This window comes from Duganella sp. 1224 (genome assembly GCF_013408245.1).
Classification (GTDB): Bacteria; Pseudomonadota; Gammaproteobacteria; order Burkholderiales; family Burkholderiaceae_D; genus Rugamonas.
Window position 1 is genome coordinate 99,846 of record NZ_JACBYS010000005.1, and the last position, 25,302, is coordinate 125,147.

At 65.4% G+C, this 25,302-nt stretch carries 22 protein-coding genes; 10 read left to right on the plus strand and 12 right to left on the minus strand.

Annotated elements, in window-relative coordinates; genetic code table 11:
* Positions 1–31 precede the first annotated feature (31 nt).
* The 3 genes from prfA to FHW58_RS20515 form a co-directional block, all read right to left on the minus strand.
* Positions 32–1,111 carry a peptide chain release factor 1 gene (gene prfA, locus FHW58_RS20505; RefSeq protein WP_179675031.1) on the minus strand — a complete coding sequence of 360 codons (1,080 nt, stop codon included), beginning with the start codon at positions 1,109–1,111 and terminating at the stop codon, positions 32–34.
* Between the two features lie 69 nt (positions 1,112–1,180).
* The gene (gene hemA / locus FHW58_RS20510) at positions 1,181–2,455 is read right to left on the minus strand and encodes a glutamyl-tRNA reductase (protein WP_179675032.1); all 1,275 of its coding nucleotides are present in this window, start codon (positions 2,453–2,455) and stop codon (positions 1,181–1,183) included.
* A 179-nt stretch (positions 2,456–2,634) separates the two neighbouring features.
* Positions 2,635–3,324 (minus strand): response regulator transcription factor, encoded by a 690-nt coding sequence (locus tag FHW58_RS20515; protein WP_179675033.1) that lies wholly within the window; start codon positions 3,322–3,324, stop codon positions 2,635–2,637.
* Positions 3,325–3,560: 236 nt separating this feature from the next.
* Between FHW58_RS20515 and FHW58_RS20520 the strand changes: the two genes are divergently transcribed.
* The gene (locus tag FHW58_RS20520) at positions 3,561–4,076 is read left to right on the plus strand and encodes a hypothetical protein (RefSeq protein WP_179675034.1); all 516 of its coding nucleotides are present in this window, start codon (positions 3,561–3,563) and stop codon (positions 4,074–4,076) included.
* Between the two features lie 3 nt (positions 4,077–4,079).
* On the opposite strand, the gene minE is transcribed toward FHW58_RS20520, so the two are convergent.
* The 4 genes from minE to metE all read right to left on the minus strand — a co-directional run bounded on the left by minE (position 4,080) and on the right by metE (position 8,545).
* Positions 4,080–4,331 carry a cell division topological specificity factor MinE gene (gene minE, locus FHW58_RS20525; RefSeq protein ID WP_179675035.1) on the minus strand — a complete coding sequence of 84 codons (252 nt, stop codon included), beginning with the start codon at positions 4,329–4,331 and terminating at the stop codon, positions 4,080–4,082.
* Between the two features lie 2 nt (positions 4,332–4,333).
* Positions 4,334–5,149: a septum site-determining protein MinD gene (gene minD, locus FHW58_RS20530; protein WP_179675036.1), complete on the minus strand. Its 816-nt coding sequence runs from the start codon at positions 5,147–5,149 to the stop codon at positions 4,334–4,336.
* Positions 5,150–5,175: 26 nt separating this feature from the next.
* Complete coding sequence (minC, locus tag FHW58_RS20535) at positions 5,176–5,961, minus strand: septum site-determining protein MinC (RefSeq protein WP_179675037.1); 786 nt, start codon at positions 5,959–5,961, stop codon at positions 5,176–5,178.
* Positions 5,962–6,121: 160 nt separating this feature from the next.
* Positions 6,122–8,545 (minus strand): 5-methyltetrahydropteroyltriglutamate--homocysteine S-methyltransferase, encoded by a 2,424-nt coding sequence (gene metE / locus FHW58_RS20540; RefSeq protein WP_179675038.1) that lies wholly within the window; start codon positions 8,543–8,545, stop codon positions 6,122–6,124.
* 107 nt (positions 8,546–8,652) lie between these two features.
* On the opposite strand from metE, the gene FHW58_RS20545 reads away from it, so the two are divergent.
* The 6 genes from FHW58_RS20545 to FHW58_RS20570 all read left to right on the plus strand — a co-directional run bounded on the left by FHW58_RS20545 (position 8,653) and on the right by FHW58_RS20570 (position 13,840).
* Positions 8,653–9,561 carry a LysR family transcriptional regulator gene (locus FHW58_RS20545; protein ID WP_179675039.1) on the plus strand — a complete coding sequence of 303 codons (909 nt, stop codon included), beginning with the start codon at positions 8,653–8,655 and terminating at the stop codon, positions 9,559–9,561.
* A gap of 249 nt (positions 9,562–9,810) precedes the next feature.
* Positions 9,811–10,989 carry an acetyl-CoA C-acetyltransferase gene (locus FHW58_RS20550; RefSeq protein ID WP_179675040.1) on the plus strand — a complete coding sequence of 393 codons (1,179 nt, stop codon included), beginning with the start codon at positions 9,811–9,813 and terminating at the stop codon, positions 10,987–10,989.
* 70 nt (positions 10,990–11,059) lie between these two features.
* A complete protein-coding gene (gene phbB, locus FHW58_RS20555; protein ID WP_179675041.1) occupies positions 11,060–11,800 on the plus strand; it encodes an acetoacetyl-CoA reductase in 741 nt (246 codons plus the stop codon).
* Between the two features lie 100 nt (positions 11,801–11,900).
* The gene (gene pip, locus FHW58_RS20560; RefSeq protein WP_179675042.1) at positions 11,901–12,857 is read left to right on the plus strand and encodes a prolyl aminopeptidase; all 957 of its coding nucleotides are present in this window, start codon (positions 11,901–11,903) and stop codon (positions 12,855–12,857) included.
* A gap of 69 nt (positions 12,858–12,926) precedes the next feature.
* Positions 12,927–13,367: a DUF2721 domain-containing protein gene (locus FHW58_RS20565; RefSeq protein ID WP_179675211.1), complete on the plus strand. Its 441-nt coding sequence runs from the start codon at positions 12,927–12,929 to the stop codon at positions 13,365–13,367.
* Positions 13,368–13,387: 20 nt separating this feature from the next.
* Complete coding sequence (locus FHW58_RS20570) at positions 13,388–13,840, plus strand: hypothetical protein (protein WP_179675043.1); 453 nt, start codon at positions 13,388–13,390, stop codon at positions 13,838–13,840.
* A 30-nt stretch (positions 13,841–13,870) separates the two neighbouring features.
* Here the strand turns inward: FHW58_RS20570 and FHW58_RS20575 are convergent, their stop codons facing one another.
* A complete protein-coding gene (locus tag FHW58_RS20575; protein WP_229265423.1) occupies positions 13,871–14,467 on the minus strand; it encodes an SRPBCC family protein in 597 nt (198 codons plus the stop codon).
* Positions 14,468–14,563: 96 nt separating this feature from the next.
* Between FHW58_RS20575 and FHW58_RS20580 the strand changes: the two genes are divergently transcribed.
* Positions 14,564–16,606, plus strand: a complete 2,043-nt coding sequence (locus FHW58_RS20580) for an NADPH-dependent 2,4-dienoyl-CoA reductase (protein ID WP_179675044.1) — start codon at positions 14,564–14,566, stop codon at positions 16,604–16,606.
* 3 nt (positions 16,607–16,609) lie between these two features.
* Here the strand turns inward: FHW58_RS20580 and FHW58_RS20585 are convergent, their stop codons facing one another.
* The 4 genes from FHW58_RS20585 to FHW58_RS20600 form a co-directional block, all read right to left on the minus strand.
* A complete protein-coding gene (locus FHW58_RS20585; RefSeq protein ID WP_179675045.1) occupies positions 16,610–17,383 on the minus strand; it encodes an ABC transporter substrate-binding protein in 774 nt (257 codons plus the stop codon).
* On the minus strand, positions 17,383–19,116 hold the full coding sequence (ybaL, locus tag FHW58_RS20590) for a YbaL family putative K(+) efflux transporter (RefSeq protein ID WP_179675046.1): 1,734 nt from the start codon (positions 19,114–19,116) through the stop codon (positions 17,383–17,385). Before ybaL ends, FHW58_RS20585 begins: the two co-directional genes overlap by 1 nt.
* A gap of 148 nt (positions 19,117–19,264) precedes the next feature.
* The gene (locus FHW58_RS20595) at positions 19,265–20,386 is read right to left on the minus strand and encodes a beta-ketoacyl-ACP synthase III (RefSeq protein ID WP_179675047.1); all 1,122 of its coding nucleotides are present in this window, start codon (positions 20,384–20,386) and stop codon (positions 19,265–19,267) included.
* 156 nt (positions 20,387–20,542) lie between these two features.
* A complete protein-coding gene (locus tag FHW58_RS20600; protein ID WP_179675048.1) occupies positions 20,543–21,976 on the minus strand; it encodes a S41 family peptidase in 1,434 nt (477 codons plus the stop codon).
* Between the two features lie 343 nt (positions 21,977–22,319).
* Between FHW58_RS20600 and FHW58_RS20605 the strand changes: the two genes are divergently transcribed.
* Both FHW58_RS20605 and FHW58_RS20610 read left to right on the plus strand, forming a co-directional pair.
* The gene (locus FHW58_RS20605) at positions 22,320–22,916 is read left to right on the plus strand and encodes a hypothetical protein (RefSeq protein ID WP_179675049.1); all 597 of its coding nucleotides are present in this window, start codon (positions 22,320–22,322) and stop codon (positions 22,914–22,916) included.
* 118 nt (positions 22,917–23,034) lie between these two features.
* Positions 23,035–25,254 (plus strand): TonB-dependent siderophore receptor, encoded by a 2,220-nt coding sequence (locus FHW58_RS20610; protein ID WP_179675050.1) that lies wholly within the window; start codon positions 23,035–23,037, stop codon positions 25,252–25,254.
* Positions 25,255–25,302 lie beyond the last annotated feature (48 nt).

The window sequence follows — 25,302 nt, forward strand, 5'->3', positions numbered from 1 at the left end:
GTACGGGGTCAGACCCCATCTGGCTTGGGGGTCAATCGTCGCCCAGCGCCGCCAGCAGCTCGGCCTGGTGCTCGGCCACCAGCGCGTTGACCAGTTCATTCAGGTCGCCATCCATGATGAAATCCAGCTTATACAGCGTCAGGTTGATGCGGTGATCCGTCATGCGTCCCTGCGGATAGTTATACGTGCGAATCCGCTCGCTGCGGTCGCCCGAACCGATCAGGCTCTTGCGGGTGGCCGCCTCCTTGGCCTGCGCCTCGCGCAACTGCACGTCCTTGATGCGGGTGGCCAGCACCTTCATCGCCTGCGCCTTGTTCTTGTGCTGCGAGCGGTCATCCTGGCACTCGACCACGATGCCGGTCGGCAGGTGGGTGATGCGGACGGCGGAATCGGTCTTGTTGATGTGCTGACCGCCGGCGCCGGACGCGCGGAAGGTGTCGATGCGCAGCTCGGACGGATTGATGTTGACATCCTCCACCTCGTCCGCCTCCGGCATCACCGCCACCGTGCAGGCCGAGGTATGGATGCGGCCCTGCGTCTCGGTGGCCGGCACGCGCTGCACGCGGTGGCCGCCGGATTCGAACTTCAGCTTCGAATACACGCCGTTGCCCACCAGCCGCACGATGACCTCGCGGTAGCCGCCGAGGTCGGACGGCGACTCCGACACCATCTCCACCTGCCAGCGGTTGCGCTCGGCGAAGCGGGTGTACATGCGCAGCAGGTCGCCGGCGAACAGCGCCGACTCGTCGCCGCCGGTGCCGGCGCGGATTTCCAGGAAGATGTTGCGCTCGTCGTTGGCGTCCTTCGGCAGCAGCATCTTCTGCAGCGCCAGGTCCAGCTCGGCGGTGCGGGCCCTGGCGCTGTCGATCTCCTCCTGCGCGAAGTCCTTCATGTCCGGATCGGCCAGCATCTCCTGCGCCGCCTCGATGTCGGCCAGCGCCTCCTGGTAGGACTTGTAGACCGCCACCAGCGGGCCGATTTCGGCGTGCTCGCGGTTCATCTTGCGGTAGGCGTCCATATTGTCGGTGGCGCCTTCGGACATCAGCAATTCATCGAGTTCGACCAGGCGGTTCGCCAGTTGGTCAAGCTTGGCCAGCATGGATGGTTTCATAACGTATTCTGTGAGAGTGAAGCGGGCGCCGCGCGCGGCGGCGAGGGGAACAGCGGAAGGTGCGGGCCGCTAACGGCGGCCGCGGAACATCTGCGGCAGGATCTCTGCCAGTTGCGCGCGTTCTTCGCCGTGGGCCTGGCGCAGCGCGTGCTGCGGGCCGTGCATGAACTTGGCGGTAAGGCCCTTGGACAGCGCCTCCAGCACGGTGTCGATATCCTCGCCCTTGGCCAGCATCTTGCGGGCGCGGTCGAGTTCCATCAGGCGCAGCGCCTCGCCGTTTTCGTGCAGGCTCTGGATCACCGGCACCACGGCGCGGTCGTCGACCCAGTGCATGAAGGACTTGACGCGGGTTTCGATGATGGCCTCGGCCTGGGCCACGGCGGCCTGGCGGTTTTCCAGGCCGGTCTGGACCACCTTGCCGAGGTCGTCGACGGTGTACAGGAAGGCGTCGTTCAGGCGCGCCACTTCCGGCTCGATGTCGCGCGGCACCGCCAGGTCGACCATGAACATCGGCTTGTGGCGGCGCGCCTTGATCGCGCGCTCCACCATGCCGAGGCCGATCAGCGGCAGCGACGAGGCGGTGCAGGAAATGACGATGTCGTACTGGTGCAGCTTGTCCTGCAGCTCGGCCAGGCGGATGGCGCGGCCGCCGAAGCGGTGCGCCAGCAACTCGCCGCGTTCCAGCGTGCGGTTGGCGATGGTGATCGATTTCGGATTCTGCGCGGCGAAGTGGGTGGCGCACAACTCGATCATCTCGCCGGCGCCGATGAACAGCACGTGCTGCTCGGCGATCTTGTCGAAGATGCGCTGCGACAGGCGCACGGCGGCGGCCGCCATCGACACGCTGTGGGCGCCGATCTCGGTGGTGCTGCGCACTTCCTTGGCCACCGAAAACGAGCGCTGGAACAGCTGGTGCAGATAGGTGCCGAGGCCGCCCGCCTCGTCGGCGGTGCGGATGGCGTCCTTGATCTGGCCGAGGATCTGGGTTTCGCCCAGCACCATGGAGTCGAGACCGGAGGCGACGCGGAAGGTGTGGCGCACGGCGTCGTGCTGCGGCAGCATGTACAGGTGCGGGCGCAGCTCGCTGTAATTCAGCTGGTGGAAATCGGCCAGGAAGTGGGCGCCGGCGTCGAGCGGATCGGGGACGGTGCTGGCGGCGTACAGCTCGGTGCGGTTGCAGGTCGACAGGATGGCCGCCTCGTCGGCGCCGCCATGGTCGATGCGCTCGAACCACGAGCGCGCCGCCACCACCGCCTGCCCCAGCTGCTCAGGGGCAAACGCCAGCTGCTCGCGGAGCGAGACCGGTGCGGTGTTGTGGTTGAGGCCGACGGCAAGCAGCTGCATTTCGGGTCCAGGCGGATGGTTATGCGGTCATTATACCCCTACTGCCTGTATGTTGCCTGTGGGACTGCCTAATGCTATAGCAAGATCAAACCCGCACGGCCAGGTGGGGTCTGACCCCGTACGGGGTCAGACCCCTAAGTGGTCGCGCAGGCGTCGAGGCAAAAGCGGGCGGGGTGGCGCTACGCGCCGAGTTTTTCCAGCCGGTAGCCATAGCTGTAGACCGGCACCAGCCGGAAGCCATTTTCTGGCTTTAATTGCAACTTGTTGCGCACCCGGGACACGTGCGTATCCATGGTCCGCGACGGCACGGCAGTTTCCCGTATCCACACCGCCTCGTGGATGTAGGCGCGCGACAGCGGCCGGCCGATGTTGCGGAAAAACAGCAACGCCAGGTAAAACTCCTTGTGCGTCACATCCAGCACAATGCCGTCCATCAGCAGGCGGCCGGGCCGCGTCTCGAACACATATTGCCCGAACTGCAACTGCTCGGCGCCGTTCTGCGCCGGATACGCCCGCCGCAGCAGCGCCTGCACCCGCGCCACCATCTCGCTGCGGCGCAGCGGCTTGATCATGTAATCGTCGGCGCCCGCCGCCAGCCCGGCCACGATGTCGTCCTCGCCCGAGCTGGTGGTCAGGAACAGCACCGGCGCGTTGTCCGGCAGCTTTTCCTTGGCGCGGCGCAGTACCTCGGCGCCGCCCAGGTCGACCACCTGCCAGTCGAGGATCAGCATGTCATAGCTGTCCTTGCGCAATTGCGCCAGCACGTCTTTGGCGGTCTGGAAGCTGTGGCAGATGTGGCCGGCCGAGCTCAGCACCTGGCAAATCAGTTCGGCTTGGCTGCGGTCGTTGTCGAGTACGGCAATTCTCATGCTGTTGCCTGCTAGAAAATGTTAAGGGCAAGTCCCATCAAATATAACAGAGATTTACAAATAAATTAGCAAAAAGTCTAAAAATATTTTCTTTCGACACTATCGGTGAAGTTATGGCAATGCTTGTTTTCACTGCGCCGACCCGCATATCCATTACACGGTACACTGGAGAAACGCCGAATTCAATGCGAAAGTTGAAAAATGGCAACGGCCTACAGTGATAGCCCGGAGGAGCGATGAGCAGCAAAAAAGACACAAATTGGACGCTGGTGCCGGCCTCGGAGCGCGACATCGCGGCGGTGCGCGAACGCTGCCGTCAACTGGTGCGGCGGCGGGCCATGCTGTCGGCCGGCGTGGCGGCGGTGCCGGTGCCCGGGCTGGACGTGGTGTCGGACCTGCGGCTGTTCGCCCTGCTGATCGAGGACATCAACCAGGAGTTCGGCCTGTCGGCCGAGCAGATCGAGCGCTTGCAGCCGAAGTTCCGGCTGATCGCCTACGAGGCCGCGATCGGCGTCGGCGGCATGCTGGTGGGAAAGCTGGTGACGCGGGAGGTGATCGTGCAGCTGCTGCGCCGCAGCGGCCTCAAGGCGGTGGCGCGGCAGGCCGGCAAGCTGGTGCCGCTGGCCGGGCAACTGGCGTCGGCCGGCATCGGCTTTTTCGCCTTCCGCCAGATCGGCTACCAGCACGTGGAGGCCTGCGCCAGGGTGGCGCAGGAACTGCTGTCGGCCGGCGTGCATCGCCAGCCGGCTTGAGGATTACGCGTCCGGCAGGACGACGTTGACGTCCAGCACCTCCAGGTTGCCCTGGCGGTCCAGCGAGATCTTGATGTCGTCGGCGTTGACCTTGGTGTACTTGGAGATCACCTCGATCAGTTCCTTGTGCAGCGCCGGCAGAAAATCCGGGCCGGCGCGGCCATTGCGCTCGCGCGCGATGATGATCTGCAGACGCTCCTTGGCCGCAGTGGCGGTCTTGGGCTTCTGCGGGAACAGGAAGGAAAGCAGGGCCATGGTTACTTGCTCCCAAAGATACGCTGCAGCAGGCCCGGCTTCTCGTAGTTGATGAAGCGCAGCGGCACTTCCTGGCCGAGGAAGCGCGATACCACGTCCTCGTAGGCTTGCGCCACGTCGGTGCCCTTGAAGTGGATGGCTGGATTACCCTGGTTGGAAGCGTGCAGCACCTGTTCCGATTCCGGGATGATGCCGATCAAGGGGATGCGCAGAATTTCCTGCACGTCCTCGTACGACAGCATCTCGTCCTGCTCCACGCGCTTGGGCGAGTAGCGGGTGATCAGCAGGTGCTCCTTGACCGGCTCGCCGCCGGTCTGGGCGCGGCGCGACTTGGCCTGGATGATGCCCAGGATGCGGTCGGAGTCGCGCACCGACGACACTTCCGGGTTGGTGACGATGATGGCCTCGTCGGCGAAGGTCAGCGCCATCAGCGCGCCGTGCTCGATGCCGGCCGGCGAGTCGCAGATGATGAACTCGAAGCCCATGTTGATCATCTCGTGCAGCACTTCCTCCACGCCGTCTTCCGACAGCGCGTCCTTGTCGCGCGTTTGCGAGGCCGGCAGGATGAACAGGTTGTCGCAGTGCTTGTCCTTGATCAGCGCCTGGGTCAGCGTCGCTTCCTTGTTGATCACGTTGATCAGGTCGTACACCACGCGGCGTTCGCAGCCCATGATCAGGTCGAGGTTACGCAGGCCGACGTCGAAGTCGATGACGGCGGTCTTGTGGCCGCGCAGGGCCAGGCCGGTGGAGAAGCTGGCGCTGGTGGTGGTCTTGCCCACACCGCCCTTGCCGGACGTTACAACAATAATTCTTGCCACGAATAATCCTTTTCAGAGAGCTGCTGTCAAGCGCGGTTTGCGGAGTTGACAGATAGTATATCGATTCGGTCGCCGTTGAGGCGAATTTGCGCAGGCGCGCGTGCAAATTCCGTTGGGAAACCGTCTTCAAACGTGCGGTACACGCCGGCGATGGACACCAGTTCCGGCGCCATGTTCATGGCGAAGATGCGGGCCTGGGCGTTGCCGGAGGCGCCGGCCAGCGCGCGCCCGTTGAGCGTGGCATACACGTGGATGCTGCCGTCGGCGATGATCTCGGCGCCGTTGTTGACCACGGCGGTGACCACCAGGTCGCAGCCGCGCGCGTAGATGCGCTGGCCGGCGCGCACCGGGGTGTCGATGATCATGACGTCGGTGCCGTTGCTGGCGGCAGCCGGCGGCTGGGCCTGGGCGGCGGCCACCGCCACCGGGGTCGCCACAGCGGCGGCCGGCGCGGCGCTCGGCGCGGCCGGGGCTTCCTCCTTCGGCTTGGCGCTGGCGGTTTCCAGGCTGAGGCCATGGGCGGCGATGGCGGCCGCCATTTCCGGCGGCGCGTTGCGCACGGCGACCGGGTTCAGGCGGTATTTTTTCAGCAGGGCGATCAGGCCGCCCCAGTCGACCGGTTCGCAGCCGGCCGGCAGGCCGGCGACGTCGATCACGGTCAGGTCGTCTTCGAAGAAGTCGGCGGTGCCGCCGGTCATTTCGGCCAGCGCGGCGTCGAGGGCGATGCGGTCGGCCGTGGCCAGGATGGCGGAGACGGCGACGACGGTGGAAATCTTGATTTCGATGGGCTTTTGAAACAGGCTCTTGGACATGGGCGACAGTATCAGGGGTTGTCCCCGCGCGCATGCGCAGGCACCAGCATTCTACTGTGGAAAATGGGGAAAGTGGAGTCCTGGTGCGGGATTTCCCCCCGCAAGGCGGCCGGTTTTGCGGTCAGACCCCGTGCGGGGTCCGACCCCGCCTGACCGGGTTTTAATAGACGTCGCGCAGCTGATGGGCGGCGGCCACCATGTTGCGCAGCGCCGTTTCGGTTTCCGCCCAGCCGCGCGTCTTCAGTCCGCAGTCCGGGTTGACCCACAGGTGGGCCGGCGGGATCACCGCGCTGGCCTTGTGCAGCAGGCGCACCATCTCGTGCTGCTCCGGCACGCGCGGCGAGTGGATGTCGTAGACGCCGGGGCCGATCTCGTTGGGGTAGCGGAACTGGCCGAAGCCGTGCAGCAATTCCATGTCCGAGCGGCTGGTTTCGATGGTGATGACGTCGGCATCCATGGCGGCGATCTGCGGCAGGATGTCGTTGAACTCGGCGTAGCACATATGGGTGTGGATCTGGGTGGCGTCGCCCACCGCGCTGGCCGCCACGCGGAAGGCGTGCGTGGCCCAGCCCAGGTAGGCCTCCCAGCGGCCGCGGCGCAGCGGCAGGCCCTCGCGCACGGCCGGCTCGTCGATCTGGATGATGCCGATCCCGGCCCGCTCCAGGTCGGCCACCTCGTCGCGCATGGCCAGCGCGAGTTGCAGCGCGGTGCGCTCGCGCGGCTGGTCGTCGCGCACGAACGACCATTGCAGGATGGTGATGGGGCCGGTCAGCATGCCTTTCATCGGTTTGCCGGTCAGGCTTTGCGCGTGCACGGTCCAGGCCACCGTCATCGCGCGCGGGCGGCTGACGTCGCCGTAGATGATGGGCGGCTTGACGCAGCGCGAGCCGTACGACTGCACCCAGCCGTGTTGCGTGAAGGCGAGGCCGTCCAGCTGTTCGCCGAAGTATTCGACCATGTCGTTGCGTTCCGCTTCGCCGTGGACCAGCACGTCGAGGCCGAGGGCTTCCTGGCGCCGCACGGCGTCGGCGATTTCGGCGCGCATCGCGGCTTCGTACTCGGTCAGGCTGAGGTCGCCGCGCTTGCGGCGGGCGCGGGCGGCGCGGATGGCCGGCGTCTGCGGGAAGGAGCCGATGGTGGTGGTGGGGAAGGGCGGCAGCTGGAAGCGCTGGCGTTGCGCCGCCTGGCGCTGGGCGAAGGGCGAACGGCGCTGGTCGGCGTCGGTCGGCAGCCGCTCCAGCCGGTCGCGCACGGCTGGCTGGTGCACGCGCGGGCTGGCGCGGCGGCTGGCGATGGCGGCGCGGGACGCGGCGAGCGATTCGGCGACCGGTGCGTCCAGCGCGTCGGGCCGTGCCGCGTCCTCATCAGCGGCGGCATCGCGTTGGCGCAGCGCGTGCCGCAGCGTGCGCAGCTCATCGAGTTTCTCGGTGGCGAAGGCCAGCCAGGAGCGCATGTCGGCGTCCAGCGCGGTGTCGGCGGCCAGCGAAAACGGCACGTGCAGCAGCGAGCACGAGGTGGATAGCCACAATTTGCCGGCACGTTTGTCGACAATGGGCCGCAATACCGCCAGCGCGGCGTCGAGGTCGGTACGCCAGACGTTGCGGCCATCGACGATGCCCACCGACAGCACTTTGTGTACCGGCAACCAGTCGGCGATGCTGGTCAGCTCGTGCGGCGCGCGCACGCCGTCGACATGCAGGCCGGCCACCGGCAAGCGGCAGGCCAGGCTGAGGTTTTCTTCGAGCGGCGAAAAATAAGTGGTCAGCAGCAGCGGCGCGCCAGCCTGGTTCAGCTGCCAGTAAGCGTTTTCGAAGGCATTGCGCCATGGCGCGGGCAGGTCGAGGCCGAGGATGGGCTCGTCGATCTGGACCCATTGGACGCCTTGCGCTTTCAGGCGGGCCAGGATCTGGCCGTAGACCGGCAGTAACTGCTCCAGCAGCGAAAGACGGTCGAAGCCTGCCGCGCCGCGCGCCTTGCCCAGCCACAGGAAGGTCAGCGGGCCGATCAGGGCGGCTTTGACGTGGTGGCCCAGCGCTTGCGCTTCGGCCACTTCGTCGAACAGCCGCTCGCTGGCCAGCGAAAAGACGGTGTCGGGCGTGAATTCAGGGACCAGGTAGTGATAGTTGGTGTCGAACCACTTGGTCATTTCCAGTGCGGCCGACGCGTCGGCGTGGTGCGCGCCACAGGCGCAGCCGGCGGGGTGGGCGGCGTGCGCGTCAGCGGCCGCGCCGGGCTCAGACGCCTGGCCCGCGGCCGCGCCAGCGCCGCGCGCCATGGTGAAGTAGCGGCCCAGCGGCGGCCGGTCCGCCTGGAAGCCAAAGCGCGCCGGTTCGCAGCCCAGCAACTGGATGTGATTGGCCACCTGGTCGTACAACGCGAAATCGCCCACCGTTACCCAGTCCAGGCCGGCGTCGCGCTGCACGGCCCAATGGCGCGCGCGCAGTTCGCGGCCGGCGGCCTCCAGGCCGGCCTCGTCCAGCTCGCCGCGCCAGTGGCGCTCCAGCGCGAATTTCAGCTCGCGGGCCGCGCCGATGCGCGGAAAGCCCGGGACGTGGATTTGAATCGCTTTATTAGTGTTCGTCATGATGCCTGTCATCCGCATTTAATATTGGTGATATAAAGTGTGCGGCAAACCGGTCTATAATCAAAACGAAAGATTTTGCGGGTTCACATGAAAAAAATTAATAGACCATGCTAGAGATACGCCATCTACGCACCCTGAGCGCGCTGCGCTCGGCCGGCAGTCTCGTGCGTGCTGCCCAACTGCTCAACCTGACGCAGTCCGCCTTGTCCCATCAGATCAAATTGCTGGAAGATCGCTACGGCGGACCGCTGTTTGAGCGCAAATCCGTGCCGATCGGCTTTACCGCCACCGGCGCCCGCCTGCTCAAGCTGGCCGACCTGCTGCTGCCGGAGATTGAAACGGCGGAGCGCGAAGTTGCGCGCCTGATGCAGGGAGATACCGGCCAATTGCGCGTTGCGCTCGAATGCCACACCTGTTTCGACTGGCTGATGCCGGTCATGGACGAGTTCCGCAAGCGCTGGCCGGAAGTGGAAATCGACCTGGTGTCGGGCTTCCATAGCGAACCGGCGGAATTGCTGCGCAGCGGCGAAGCGGACCTGGTGATCGGCTCGGCCTATGGCCCCGAATTCAGCACCTTCCCGCTGTTCCGCTTCGAGATCCTGGTGGTGATGGCGCAGAAGCACCGGCTGGCCCAGCAGCGCCGCCTGGCCGCCGCCGATTTCGCGGGCGAAACCCTGATCACCTATCCGGTGCCGGAAGAGCGCATCGACCTCATCCGCGAGGTGCTGCGCCCGGCCGGCATCCCGTTCCAGCGCCGCACCGCCGAGCTGACGGTGGCCGTGCTGCAGCTGGTGGCCAGCCGCCGCGGCATTGCCGCCCTGCCCAACTGGGCCATCAAGAACTACGTCGACTACGACTACGTGCTGGCCCGTCCGGTCGGCGAGCACGGCTTGTGGAGCGACCTGTTCGTCTCGGTGCCCGAATCGCAGCAGAACAAGGCCTACGTGCTCGACTTCGTCAACGTGATACGCGAGCAGTGCGCCGCCTCGCTCGACGGTATCAAATTATTATCGTGACAAATAGTTATTGTTTCTGCAAAATATATACGAAGGGTTTGATGTGCATCAAGGTGAGCGCTGAAACCGGCGCATACGATGAGTGCCCGACGGTTGCGCTCCGGGCACGGATGATGCTAACAAATTCTGGAGATTTCTCGCGGCAGCGCACCATTGAAACCTGCTCCGGCTTTCAGGGGGACAGCGTATGATCAACGTTGGCGTTGTTGCTTAACTTAGCCAGCCAAGGCTGGCGCATTGGAGAATCAAATGGATGATGTAGTTATCGTTGCTGCCGGTCGTACGGGCGTGGGCAAATTCGGCGGCAGCCTGGCCAAGACGCCCGCCGCCGACCTGGGCGCGCATGTGATCAAGGGCCTGCTGGCCAAGACCGGCATCGATCCCAACCTGATCAGCGAAGCCATTCTGGGCCAGGTGCTGACCGCCGGCGTCGGCCAGAATCCGGCGCGCCAGGCCGTCATCAAGTCGGGCCTGCCCAACACCATTCCCGGCTTCACCATCAACCATGTGTGCGGCTCCGGCCTCAAGGCCACCCACCTGGCGGCGCAAGCCCTGAAGGCGGGCGACGCGCAGATCGTCATCGCCGGCGGCCAGGAAAACATGAGCGCCGCGCCGCACGTGCTGCCAGGCTCGCGCGACGGCTTCCGCATGGGCGACATCAAGATGATCGACAGCATGATCGTCGACGGCCTGTGGGACGTCTACAACCAGTACCACATGGGCATCACCGCCGAGAACGTCGCGAAGAAATACGAGATTTCGCGCGCCGAACAGGACGAGTTCGCGCTGCAGTCGCAGCTGAAGGCCGAAGCCGCGCAAAAAGAAGGCAAGTTCAAGGATGAAATCCTGCCGCTGGAAATCGTCCAGAAGAAAGGCAGCATCGTCTTCGACAGCGACGAATACGTCAAGCCAGGCTCGACCCTGGAAGGCCTGGCGGCGCTGCGTCCGGCGTTCGACAAGGCCGGCACCGTCACCGCCGGCAACGCCTCGGGCATCAACGACGGCGCCGCCGCTGTCATCATGACCACGGCCACGCGCGCCAAGGAACTGGGCCTGCCGGTGCTGGCCAAAATCAAGGCCTATGCCTCGTCCGGCCTGGATCCGGCCTACATGGGCATGGGCCCGGTCTCGGCCACCAAGCTGTGCCTGAAAAAAGCCGGCTGGACCCCGGATGACCTGGACCTGATGGAAATCAACGAAGCGTTTGCCGCGCAGGCGGTGGCGGTCAACAAGGAAATGGGCTGGGATACCAGCAAGATCAACGTCAATGGCGGCGCCATCGCCATCGGCCACCCGATCGGCGCGTCCGGCGCCCGCATCCTGGTCACGCTGATCCACGAAATGATCCGCCGTGACGCCAAGAAAGGCCTGGCCTCGCTGTGCATCGGCGGCGGCATGGGCGTGGCGCTGGCCATCGAGCGCCCGTAAATAATAACAACCGGTCCGGCCCGCGGGCCGGGCCATTCCAATTTTTGGCTTCAACAGAAGGGGACATAACATGGCAAGAGTAGCATTGGTAACCGGTGGCATGGGTGGTCTGGGCGAGGCAATCAGCTACAAGCTGTCTGCGCTCGGCTATTGCGTGGTCACCACGTATTCCCCAGGCAATCCCAAGGTTGAACAATGGCTGGCCACCACCCGTGACCAGGGCTATAACTTCCGCGCCTATCCGTGCGACGTGTCGGAGTACGAGTCGGCCCAGGCCTGCATCGCCGCCATCGAAAAAGACATCGGCCCGGTGGACGTGCTGGTCAACAACGCCGGCATCACGCGCGACATGACGTTCAAGAAAATGGACAAGGTCAACTGGGACGCGGTCATGAAGACCAACCTGGACTCGGTGTTCAACATGACCAAGCCGGTGTGCGATGGCATGGTCGAGCGCGGCTGGGGCCGCATCATCAACATCTCGTCGGTCAACGGCCAGAAGGGCGCGTTCGGCCAGACCAACTATTCGGCGGCCAAGGCCGGCATGCATGGCTTCACCAAGGCGCTGGCGCTGGAAGTGGCCAAGAAGGGCGTGACCGTCAACACCATCTCGCCGGGCTACATCGGCACCAAGATGGTCCAGGAGATTCCGCAGGAAGTGCTGGACAGCAAGATCATCCCGCAAATCCCGATGGGCCGCCTGGGCAAGCCGGATGAAGTGGCTGGCCTGGTGGCTTACCTGGCGTCGGACGAGGCCGCGTTTGTGACGGGCGCCAACATCGCCATCAACGGCGGCCAGCACATGTCTTGACCGCCGGGCGTGGGGTCTGACCCGGTACCGGTCAGACCCCTTGCTGCCGCGGTGCGGGTTGGCGGTACAATCTTGGCTACCACAGCCTAAGGACCGCCTCATGTTTGACCCCGCTACCCCCCTGTTTCCCCCCATCGCTCCTATCCGCCACGGCATGCTGGCGGTCGATGAGCTGCACACCATTTACTGGGAGGAAGTGGGCAATCCGGATGGCATCCCGGTGATTTTCCTGCACGGCGGCCCCGGTGCGGGCCTGTCGCCGCAGCACCGCCGCTTCTTCGATCCGCAGCAATACCGCGTGATCCTGTTCGACCAGCGCGGCGCCGGCAAGTCGACGCCGCTGGGCGAGTGCCGCAACAATACCACCCAGTTGCTGATCGAGGACATCGAACGCCTGCGCGTGATGGCCGGCATCGAGCAATGGCTGGTGTTCGGCGGCTCGTGGGGCTCGACCTTGTCGCTGGCCTACGGCGAGGCGCACCCGGAGCGCTGCCTCGGCTTTGTGCTGCGCGGCATCTTCCTGTGCACGCAAACCGAAATCGACTGGTTCCTCGACGGCGCCCGGTGGTTCCACCCTGAAATCCACGCCGAATTCATCGCGTCCATTCCCGAGGCCGAGCGCGGCAATCTGCTGCAAGCCTATGTGAAGCGCATCATGAGCGACGACCCGGCCGTGCACTGGCCGGCGGTGCGCGCCTGGAGCCGCTTCGAGGGCCGCCGCGTGTTCCTGCTGCCGCAGGCCGAGGATCCGCCGTCGGACACGCTGGACCTCGGCGTCGGCCGCCTCGAATCGCACTACATGGCCAACCTCGGCTTCTTCAGCGACGACCAGCTGATCCACAACCTCGGCCGCATCGCCCACCTGCCGGCGGTGATCGTGCAGGGCCGCTACGACGTCATCTGCCCGCCGGTGTCGGCCTGGCGCCTGCACCAGGCCTGGCCGGGCTCGGTGCTGCACATGATTCCGGACGCCGGCCATGGCGCCATGGAAAAAGGCATCGCCAACGCGCTGGTCGGCGCCACCGAGCAATTCAAGCGCCATCGCCGCTTTGCCTGAAAAACAGCCCGTCCGGGACGCGGGCTGCTACACTGTAGACTAATCGATAAGAACCAACGTATGGCCCTCATGAACCTCCAGACCGGCGACATCGGTCACATCATTCAGCTGGCGATCGCGCCGGTGTTCCTGCTGTCGGGCGTGTGCACCAACCTGATCGTGCTGACCAACCGGCTGGCGCGCATCATCGACCGCTCGCGCGTGCTGGAGGACCGGCTGGACGTCGCCTACAGCGATCCCTACCTGAATGAGCTGGATGTGCTGTACAGCCGCTCGCACCTGATCAATATGTCGATTTTCCTGTCGACCGCCTGCGGCCTGTTCGTGTGCGTGATCGTGGCCATGCTGTTCCTCGGCGATATCACCAATTTCGAGCTGGACAAATACATCGCCGGCACCTTCGTGGTGGCGGTGGTGTGCCTGGTCGGCAGCTTTGTTTCCCTGCTGCGCGAAATCTTCATTGCGTCGGCGTGGATGCGCTCCCAGCGCCACGTCCGCCGCAAGCGTTAAACTTTTTTTGTGAGAACACCATGCACGACTACCAACGCCCGCCCACCCTGTACCGCTACGGCGTGCGCGAAGACCTGGAACTGGCGCTGACCCAGGGCCAGTTCATCCTGCGTCCGGCCTCCAACTGCCTGACGCTGAGCTTTTCCCAGGCCTGGGACCGCAAGCTGTTCGAACTGTTCTCGGCCGACGCCTGCCTGATCATCCACAACACCGAGGAATTCGGCGAGCGCATCCACCGCGCGGTGCAGCGCACCTTGCCGAGCTGGGCCGGCATCGATGGCGCCGTCGAATACGGCACGCGCGCGGCGCTGGGCGCGGCCTTCACCAAGACGGCGGCCGAGGCGCATGAGCAGGAGTGGCAGTTCGCGTGGCGCGCCATGCAGGCGCAACTGAGCCTGAATCCGGTGCTGATCAAGATCGGCAGCCTGGAGAACTTCGCCGAGCTGCGCTCGCGCGATACGTATCTGGCCTAAGCGCTGGCCTGAGCGCTGGCCTGAGCCGGATTACTGCTGCGGGATGGCTTCCACCCGCGGCGCGTCGCGGCGGTCGAGGCGCGCCAGCACGGCGTTCATCATGCGCTCGATGTCGCCGCGGACCATCTTGGCGCCGAGCAGGCTGGGGACGTAGAAATTCGGCAGCATCTTGCCGTGGTAGATGATCTTGGTGCCGCCGGTTTCCGGCACCGGCACCAGTTCCCAGCGCGATTCGTAGTGCTTCATGTCGCCCGAGATCAGCGAGATGTCGATCGACGACATCGGCTGCTCCACCGCGCGCACGATCAAATGGATGGTGCGGCTCATGAACAAAAAACGCGCCACGCCGAATTGTTCGATGATCACCTCGCCGCCATTGCGCGACAACACCTTGGACGATTCCATGTCCGGCACGAATTCCGCCATGCGGTCGTAGCCGGTGAGGATGCGCCATACCTTGGGCAGTGGCGCGGCCACGGTGCCGGTGGCGTCCACTTCATACATATGTTGGCCGTCCTGGTCGACGCGGTTGACCGACACTTCCAGCTTGGGCAATTCAGGCCTTGGTGCTTGCGCCATCACCGGGGCGGTCACACCCAACAACAAAAACACAAGGAATCGCATCATTTGGCCAGCGTACGGGAAAGGGTGGCAGAATACAAGAGCAGCACGCGGGGACTTTAGAAGCCCAGGTCTAGAGATTTCAGATTAAATGCGCGCATTATGAAAACGACACCATACCCACATCTGCTGGCGCCCCTCGACCTTGGACACACGACGCTGCGCAACCGCGTCATCATGGGATCGATGCACACCGGCCTCGAAGACCGCTTCTACAACTACGGCAAACTGGCGGCATTTTATCGCGAACGCGCGCGCGGCGGCGTCGGTTTGATCGTCACCGGTGGCATCTCTCCCAACAGGTCCGGCTGGCTGCTCCCCTTTGGAGGTACGCTCAACTTCAAGGGCGACGTGGTCAACCACCGCCGCGTGACCAGGGCGGTGCACGAGGAGGGCGGCAAGATCCTGATGCAGATCCTGCACGCGGGGCGGTATGGCTATCAGCCGCTGGTGGTGTCGGCCTCCGATAAAAAGTCGCCGATATCGCCGTTCAAGCCGCGCGCGCTGAGCGAGGCCGGCATCGAGGAGACGATCCGCGATTACGCCCGTTGCGCCAGGCTGGCGCGCGACGCCGGTTACGATGGCGTGGAGGTGATGGGCAGCGAGGGCTATCTGCTGAACCAGTTCCTGTGCGCGCGCACCAACCTGCGCACCGACCAGTGGGGCGGCAGCATCGAGAACCGCATGCGGCTGTCGGTGGAAATCGTCAAGCGCATCCGCGCGGCGGTCGGCAATGACTTCATCATCATGTACCGCCATTCGCTGCTGGATCTCGTCGAGGGCGGCAACACCTGGGACGATGTGGTAACGGTGGCCAAGGCCTTGCAGCAGGCCGGCGTGTCGATCCTGAACACCGGCTACGGTTGGCACGAGGCGCGCGTGCCGACCATCGTGACCTCGGTGCCGCGCGGCGCCTTCGCCAGCCTGGCCGGCCGCCTGCGGCTGGAGGTGACGATCCCGGTGGTGGCGTCCAACCGCATCAACATGCCGGCCGAGGCGGAAGGCATTCTGCAGCGCGGCGAGGCGGACCTGATTTCGATGGCGCGTCCCTTCCTGGCCGATGCGTATTTCGTCGAGAAGGCGGCGCAGGGCCGCGCCGATGAAATCAACACCTGCATCGGCTGCAACCAGGCCTGCCTGGATCACACCTTTTCCAACCAGCGCGCCAGCTGCCTGGTGAATCCGCGCGCCTGCCACGAGACGGAACTGGTGTACGCGCCGGCCGCCAAGCGGCGCCGCGTGGCGGTGGTGGGCGCCGGGCCGGCCGGCTTGTCGGCGGCCACGGTGGCGGCGGAGTGCGGGCACGATGTGACCTTGTTCGATGCCTCGGACAGCGTCGGCGGCCAGTTCAAGATCGCCATGCAGGTGCCGGGCAAGGAGGAATTCGCCGAGACCATCCGCTACTTCACGCGCAAGATCGAACTGACCGGCGTCAGGCTGCAACTGAACACGCGCGTCACGCGCGAGCAGCTGCTGGCCGGCGGCTATGACGAGGTGATCGTCGCCACCGGCATCAAGGTGCGCAAGCCGCCGATCGAGGGCATCGATCATCCCAAGGTGCTGTCGTATCTGGACGTGTTGCGCGACAAGGCGCCGGTCGGCAAGCGCGTGGCCATCATCGGCGCCGGCGGCATCGGTTTCGACATGGGCGAGTACCTGCTGCACGATACCCGTCATCCGTTGCCGCTGGCGCTGGACGTCTGGGCGAAGGAGTGGGGCGTCGGCATGAAGGTCGATACGCCGGGCGGGCTGGTGCCGCCGGCGCAGGCGGAGCCGGTGCGCCAGCTTTATCTCCTGCAGCGCAAGACGTCGCGCCTCGGCGCGGGGCTCGGCAAGACCTCGGGCTGGGTGCACCGCGCGGTGCTGGCCCGCAACGGCGTGGTGATGCTGGGCGGCGTGCAGTACGACCGCATCGATGACCAGGGGCTGCACATCACCGTCGGCGGCGAGCAGCGTTTGCTGTCGGTCGATAACGTGGTGATCTGCGCGGGGCAGGACAGCCTGGCGGAGCTGATGCCGTCCGAGGCCGAGGCCAAGGCGGCCGGCACGCCGCGCTTCCACAAGATCGGCGGCGCCGCGCTGGCGGCGGAGCTGGACGCCAAGCGCGCCATCAAGGAAGGCGCGGAACTGGCGGCGCGGCTGTAAGCGTCAGCAGGGCGGCGCGATCGAGCGGGCATCGACCGCCTTCTGAATGGCGCCCGTTTTGTTCAGCCGGTCGAGCGCCTTGTTCAGCGCCGGCAGCACGTCGCCCAGCGGCGCGCTTTTGGGCACGGCGATCAGCAGCGGCTCGAAGCCGACCGGCTTGCTGGCGACCACCCACTTGTCCTTGCCGGGGAACAGGCAATTGAGGCTGATGCCGAGCTGCGTGGCGTTGCGGAAGCTGTCCACCAGCACCGCGTCCACATGGTGGGCGTCCAGCATCTTCAGGCGGCTTTCCATCGACACGGCGTTCTGTTCGACCTTGAACAGTTTCTCGCGCCGCCGCTCGAACTCGGGGCCGTATTTGCTGCCGTTGCCGATCGAGATCACCCTGCCGCGCAAGTCGTCCCAGCGCCGGAACTTCACCGGCGTGCGCGACGACGACACCAGCCACTGATTGGCGTTGTACACCGGCCGGCTGAAGTTGAACACGCGCAGCCGCTCCGGCGTGATGGCTGCGCCGTACAGCAGGCCCTCGCCGTTTTCCGCCATCATCTGCGCGCGCCGCCACGGGTAGGGGCGGATCACCAGGTTCAGTCCCGACTCCTGCGCCACCATGCCGATGACGGCGGTGATGATGGGCGGTATCGGCAACTGGTGGCCATGCTGGTCGATCGATTCGGCCACCAGCACCGGCACTTCGGCCTGCGCCTCGTCGGCCCGCAAGGGAGCCGTCGGCAGCAATGTGGCGGACGCCAGTAAAGCGAGTACAGTTTTTTTCATCAGTGTGCGTGATGGCTGCCGGTGTGTTTGACGTTGTCGAGCACATAGGCGGACATGCCCTTGGCCAGTTCCTGCTCGCCCATGAAGATTTCGCCGGCGCGCTCGCTGCGCAGCAGGTCGGCCTCGGCGTCGTTATGGGTACGCACCACGGTTTTGATGTTGGGGTTGAGCGCGCGCGCGGTTTCGATCATGGCGCGCACATGGAAGGTGTCCGGGGTGGCGATCACCAGCATCGCCGCATGGGCGATGTGGGTCTGGATCAGCACCGCCGGTTCGCCGGCGTTGCCCGCCACCGCGTGCACGCCGTCCTTGCGCAGCTGGTCGACCACTTCGCGGTTCTGCTCCGCCACCACGAAGGGGATGCCGCTTTCCTGCAGCGTGGCGGCGATGCGCCGGCCCACGCGGCCGTAGCCGACCAGCACCACCTGGCCGCGCAGGTGCTCGTGCGGCACCGTCATCGGCAGCTCCGCCAGCGGGTCGGCGGGGCGGTCGAATTTCGCGGCCAGGCCGCGGTCCTTGCCCAGCCAGCGCTCCAGCGGCTGGGTCACGCGGAACACCACCGGGTTGAGGGCGATGGAGATGATGGCGCCGGCCAGGATCAGGCTCTGGCCTTCCACCGGCATCAGCTTCAACGACAGGCCCAGCGCGGCCAGGATGAAGGAGAATTCGCCGATCTGCGCCAGGCTGGCCGACACCATCAGCGCGGTCTTGGCCGGGTAGCGCAGCAGCAGCACCAGCAGGAACGCCGCCACCGATTTGCCGACGATGATGATGGCCACCACCGCCAACAGCTTCATGGGCTGCTCGATCAGGATCGATGGTTCGAACAGCATGCCGACCGAGACGAAGAACAGCACCGCGAAGGCGTCGCGCAGCGGCAGCGATTCCTCGGCGGCGCGGTGCGCCAGCGCCGATTCGCGCAGCACCATGCCGGCGAAGAAGGAGCCGAGCGCGAACGACACGCCGAAGTAGTGGGTGGAGGCGTAGGCGATGCCGACGGCGGCGGCGATCACGCACAGCGTGAACAGCTCGCGCGAGCCGGTGCGCGCCACCTGCCACAGGATCCATGGGAACAGCTTGCGGCCGACCACCAGCATCAGCACGATGAAGGCGCCGACCTGGCCGAGCGTGATGGCCAGCGTGGTCCACAGGCTGTCGCCGCCGGCGCCGTGGCCGCCGCCATGCACGGCGTCGATCGCTTCGCCGCCGAGCGAGCCGGCCAATGCGGGCAGCAGCACCAGCACCAGCACGGTCACCAGGTCTTCCACCACCAGCCAGCCGACCGCGATGCGGCCGTTGAAGCTATCCAGGATGCCGCGCTCCTCCAGCGCGCGCAGCAGCACCACGGTGCTGGCCACCGACAGCGCCAGGCCGAATACCAGCCCGCCGCCCAGCGTCCAGCCCCAGAAGTGGGCCAGCCCCATGCCGAGCGCGGTGGCGACGGCGATCTGCAGGACGGCGCCGGGCAGCGCCACCTTGCGCACGTCCCATAAGTCATCCAGCGAGAAGTGCAGGCCGACGCCGAACATCATCAGCATGACGCCGATTTCGGCCAGCTGGCCGGCCAGCGCGGCATCCGCCACGTAGCCCGGCGTGGCCGGGCCGATGATGATGCCCGCAGCGAGATAGCCCACCAGCGCCGGCAGTCTGAGGCGCGTTGCAAGGTAGCCGAACAGGAGGCCTGCTCCGAGTGCGGCGGCGATGGTGGTGATCAGGCTGATATTGTGGGGCATGCGTGCGGGGTTCCTTCAAAAAATATAAGGGAAACCCTGAGGTTATCACACTCGCCTTGCACCCCAAAACGAAAGGGTCTGACCCCGTACGGGGTCAGACCCTGGCCGCAGCGGTGTGCGGGTTGCGCGGGTGCCGTCCGCGTTGACTTCAGATGCGCTTCACCACCACGCAGCCAATCGAGTAGCCGGCACCGAACGAGCAGATCACCCCCAGCTCCCCCGGCGCCATGTCGTCCGAGTACTTGTGGAAAGCGATGATCGAGCCGGCCGACGAGGTGTTGGCGTATTCGTCCAGGATCACCGGCGCTTCGCCCGGCTCGGCGTCGCGGCCCAGCACCAGGCGGCTGATCAGCAGGTTCATGTTGAGGTTGGCCTGGTGCAGCCAGTAGCGCTTGACCTGCGGCACTTCCAGGCCGGCGTGGGCGATGGTGTCCTTGATCATCTCGGCGGCCATCGGGCACACGTCCTTGAACACCTTGCGGCCCTGCTGGCGGAACAGCTTGTCCGGCTGGCCGACGCCGGCTTCGTCGAAGCGGTTGAGGAAGCCGAAGTTGTTGCGGATGTTGTTGGAGAAGCTGGTCTTCAGCTTGCTGTCCAGGATGGCCCAGCGGTGCGCGCCCTTGGCCGTGTCGGCCGCCTCGATCACCATCGCCGTGCAGGCGTCGCCGAAGATGAAGTGGCTGTCGCGGTCGCGCCAGTTCAGGTGGCCGGAGGTGATTTCCGGATTCAGCACCAGCACCGCGCGCGCCTGGCCGCTCTGCACCGCCGCCACCGCCTGCTGGATGCCGAAGGTGGCCGACGAGCAGGCCACGTTCATGTCGAAGCCGTAGCCGTCGATGCCCAGCGCGCCCTGCACCTCGACCGCCATGGCCGGGTAGCCGCGCTGCATGTTGGAGCAGGCCACCAGCACCAGGTCGATGTCGGCCGGGCTGCGGCCGGCGCGGTCCAGCGCCTGGCGGGCGGCGGCCACGCAGATTTCGGCCTGCAGCGACAGTTCCTCGTCGGCGCGCTCGGGGATGTGGGACACCATGCGCTTGGGGTCGAGGATGCCGGCTTTTTCCATCACGTAGCGGGCCTTGATGCCGGAGGCTTTCTCGATGAAGGCCACGCTGGAGGGCTCCAGCGCCGTCAGCGTGCCGTCGGCGATGGCGGCGGCGTTGTCGGCGTTGAACTGTTCCACGTAGGTGTTGAAGCAGGCCACCAGCTCTTCGTTGCTGATCGACTGCGCAGGGGTGAAGAGGCCGGTACCGCTGATGACGGCTTGTTTCATGGATAAACTTTCAAATTAAGCAATGGCATCTGCCAATAATGAGGCAAATTTTACATGAACCCCAAACGAAAGGGTCTGACCCCGTAGGGTCAGACGGGGACGCCGAGTCCCTGGCCGCAGCGGTGTGCGGGGTGTGCGGGTGCCGTCAGCACACGGTTATTTTTTTCCGGCGCTGGTGTCGACCGACACCACGGTGGTGCCCGACTTGGCCAGTTGCACCGGCAAGCCCTTCAGATGGTTCAGCGCCTGTTGCAGCTGGAAGTCGTCGTCGCTGCCGTATTCCAGCGGCTTGCGTTTCTTTTCCAGCGCGACGATGCGCAGCTGTTCTTCCAGCTCGTCGCGCTTGCTCTTGGCGCCTTCGGCTTCCTTGTCGTTGACCAGGTGCTTGTCGAGGTCGGCCTCGCGGGTGCGCAGCGCGTTCAGACCGTCGCCGTCGGCGTTCTCGTCCACCGCCACGTCCGGCGTGATGCCCTTGGCCTGGATCGAGCGGCCGTTCGGCGTGTAGTAGCGCGCCGTGGTCAGCTTGACGGCGGTGTCCGGCGTCAGCTGGCGGATGGTCTGCACCGAGCCCTTGCCGAAGGTTTGCGAGCCGACGATGTCGGCGCGCTTGTAATCCTGCAGCGCGCCGGCGACGATTTCCGAGGCCGAGGCCGAGCCGGTGTTGACCAGCACCACCATCGGCACTTTCTTGATGGCGGCCGGGAGCTTGGCCAGCGCGTCGTTTTCGCCGCGCAGCTCGTAGTATTCCGGACGGCCGTAGAAGATCTGTTTCTGGTCCGGCAACTGGCCGTTGGTCGAGACGATCGGCGAGTCCTTCGGCAGGAAGGCGGCCGCCACGCCGATGGCGCCCTGCAGCACGCCGCCGGGGTCGTTGCGCAGGTCGAGGATCAGGCCCTTGATGTTGGGGTCCTGCTTGTACAGTTCGACAATCTTGGCGGCCATGTCATCCACGGTCGGCTCCTGGAACTGCGAGATGCGCAGCCACGCATAGCCCGGCTCGACCAGCTTGCCCTTGACGCTCTTCTGGTGGATTTCCTCGCGCGTGATGTTGAACACCAGCGGCTCGGCCTCGTCCTTGCGCAGGATGGTCATGCTGACCTTGCTGCCGGGTTCGCCGCGCATCTTCTTGATCGAGTCGTCCAGCGTCATGCCTTTGACCGGCACGTTGTCGAGACGGCTGATCAGGTCGCCCGGCTTGATGCCGGCGCGCCAGGCCGGCGAGTCCTCGATCGGCGCGACGATCTTGATGTAACCGTCGTCGCTCTGGCCGATCTCGATGCCCAGGCCGACGAACTTGCCCTGCGAGCCTTCGCGCAGCTCGGCGTAGGCTTTCTTGTCCAGGTAGGCGGAGTGCGGGTCGAGCGAGGCGACCATGCCGGAGATGGCCTCGGTCAGCAGCTTCTTGTCCTCGACCGGCTCGACGTAGTCGGATTTGATCAGGCCGAACACATCGGCCAACTGGCGCAGCTCTTCGAGCGGCAGCGGCGGATCGACCGGCTTTTGCGCCATGGCGGAAAATTGCAAAGAGATGGCCACGCCGGCCACCACGCCCAGTCCAACGAGACCGGAATTCTTTAACTTCTTGCCCATGTTTCACCTGTCCGGAAGCGCCGCGGCGACGATGCGGCGGCTGCGGTTCAGTATAAACCTGATTGCCAGCAAACGTAGTAGCCCTCACGAAATGATTTATACCTTTACGAGGTTTTACAACGGTCGCTGTTGACTTTGAAGGGGCACCAGCGCCGGCTTGGCGAAACGCCATGTTTACCGTTTTGTGTACAGTGTATCTCTGGCGTACACGACGGTAAGTATTTGTAAGAACCCCTGAAACGTGCGAATTCGCGGCCTACACTGAGCTCGTATTTCTCTCTACCCTGAAGTGGTTTTTCGCCAGCGCCCCAAGCGCTGGCTTTTTTTTGCCTACGGAGCCCACATGCGATTCTTGTCCCATTTGTCCTTGTCCGTTGTGCGCCGCGCCGCTGTCGCGCTGGCCTTGTCGGCGCTGCTGGCGCCGGCCTTTGCCCTGCCGGTGATGGAGTTGCGGGCGGAGGATTATTTGCCGATGGCCGACGAGCTGAAGAAGTCTCTGAGCCTGAATGCCAATCAGCAAACATTGTGGGCGCAGACCGAGACCAGGACACGCAACCTGCTGCGCGAACGCAAGGCCCGCCGCGAGCGCCTGCAGGCGGCCACGCTGGCCGGCGCCCAGGGCGCAAATGTCGAACTGCGCGATCTGGCGAAAGCGATAGACGAGGAAACCACGATCAGCGCGGCCGAGGAAAAAGAATTGCGGGAATGGTGGCTGACGGTGAATGATGCCTTGTCGGAAAGCCAGCGTCAGACGGTGGCGCAGACCCTCAGCGAGCAATTGCAGCGGGCGCCGGACAGCGCCGGCGGCGGCGCCCGTCCGCCACGCCGCGAGGAGGGCGGCGGCGAACACCGCGGCGGGCGGGGCGGCGGCCGCGGCGGCATGGGCATGGGGGCGGGCCCTGGCGGCGTCAACGTCAACCTGCCGGGCAGCGGCGGCTAAACCTGCGGCGGCAAAGTGTTGTTGCTACTGTATCGTAAAGTAAAAAGCCCCCGCCAAGGCCTTTTGCCGGATGGCATGAATGTAGAATTCTTCTCAAGCATTCCATCCGATCACGAACATGAGCAAATTACTATCCCTCGCCTGGCTGGCCATGCTGGGCGCGGCAGACGTGTGCGCGCAAACCGACAGCGCGCCGCAGGAGCAGCCGGCGGTCAAGGCCGCTGACAAGCAGATTCAACAAGTCACCATCAGCGGCGGCCGCGCCAGCGACATGGACGAGCGCCGCAACTCGGTGGCCGGCAAGCAGGTCTTCGGCCGCGAGGAACTGGACCGCAATGGCGACACCAATCTCGGCGATGTGCTCAAGCGCCTGCCCGGCGTCACGCTGGGCGGTCGTCCGGGCCGCGGCGGCGACGTGCGCATGCGCGGCATGGGCAGCGGCTACACGCAGATCCTGGTCAACGGCGAACGGCCGCCGGCCGGCTTCTCGATGGAGTCGCTGGCGCCCGACCAGGTCGAGCGCATCGAGATCATGCGCGGCCCGGTGGCCGAGCACAGCACGCGCGCCATCGCCGGCACCATCAACATCATCCTGCGCGACGGCTACCAGCAGCGCGACAAGCAGCTCAAGCTGACCGATTCGATCGAGCAGGGCCGCCATTCGCCAAACGTGTCGCTGACCGTGCCCGGCAAGACCGGCGGCCTGACCTGGCTGCTGACTGGCTCGGTATTCGAGAACCGCCAGCACGACCAGACCGAAACGCATAACCTCGACACGCGCGACGATGGCGTGGCCGTCAAGGACGAGAACGTCATTGACGCCACCCGGCGCGCGACGCGCGGCCTGTTCCTGACGCCGCGCCTGTCGTACAAGTTCGACGGCGGCGACACGCTGAACTTCCAGCCCTTCCTGATGGTCAACCGCAGCGACAGCGACGCCCGCAGCGACCTGACGCAGAACGCCGGCCTGGTGCCGCCGAACTTGCTGCTGCCGCCGGAATACAACCTGGCGCTGACCGGCGCGCACAGCGAGTCGACCTTCCTGCGCGGCTTCGGCAACTGGGTGCACAAGCTGGAGGGCGCGGCCAAGCTGGACGTCAAATTCGGCTTCGGCGCCGGCCACAGCGACAACGACTCGTTGCGCTACCAGTACGACAACGCCGACAACCTGCTGGACCGTTACACCGACACCGCCACCGTGCGCGACCGCAGCGCCAACACCGGCGGCAAGTACAGCACGCCGATCGGCCGCCAACACTCGCTGGCGGCCGGCTGGGACATCGAACTGGGCCACCGCGAGGAGACCAAGGTCTCGGTCGACAAGAATGGCGTGCCGCAGTTTGCCGATTCCGGCGACAACCTCACCGCCGAAACGAAACGCGTGGCGCTGTTCGCCCAGGACGAGTGGGACATCTCGGCGCAATGGTCGGGCTATGCCGGCGTGCGCTGGGAGGGCATCCGCACCACCAGCAGCGGCGCCAGCACCGGCGACGTCAGCAATACCAGCAGCGTGTTCAGCCCGCTGTTGCACGTGGTCTACCGCATCCCCGGCCACGACAAGGACCAGTTGCGCGCCAGCCTGACCAAGAGCTACAAGGCGGCCAACATCCAGGACCTGATCGCGCTGCCGTCGCTGTCGCGCCTGAACAGCGCCACGCGCCCGGACCGCACCGGCAATCCCAACCTGAAGCCGGAACTGGCCACCGGGCTGGACCTCGCCTACGAGCATTACCTGGGCCGCGCCGGCATCCTCAGCGTCAGCGGCTTTATCCGTAATATCGAAGACCTGATCCGCCGCGACATTGCGCTGGAAAGCACCAGCACCGGCCCGCGCTGGGTGTCGACGCCGCGCAATATCGGCCACGCGCAGAGCAAGGGCATCGAGCTGGAGGCCAAGTTCCAGTTGCAGGAGCTGGTGGCCGACGCGCCGGCCATCGATTTCCGCAGCAACTACAGCCACTTCTGGTCCAGCGTCGACGATATTCCCGGCCCCAACAACCGCCTCGACGCCCAGCCCAGGCAGACCGCCAATATCGGCGCCGACTACCGCATGAAGGCGCTGCCGCTGACGCTGGGCGGCAGCCTCAACTGGACGCCGGAAACGCTGATCCAGAGCAGCCTGTCGCAGCTGGTTTACACTAGCCGCAAGCGCTCGTTCGACGCCTACGGCCTGTGGCGCTTCAACGCCAACAACCAGTTGCGCATCTCCGCCAACAACCTGGTGGCGGAGGACGCCATCGGCGCCAACACCGTGCGCACCAACGGCCTGACACAATTGGCCAACACGATCAACCAGACCTACGTCGTCTGGAGCGTCAAATACGAAATGAAGTTCTAACCATAAGGACCTGCTGTGAAAAAAAGACTGTTGCTGACCACGCTGACC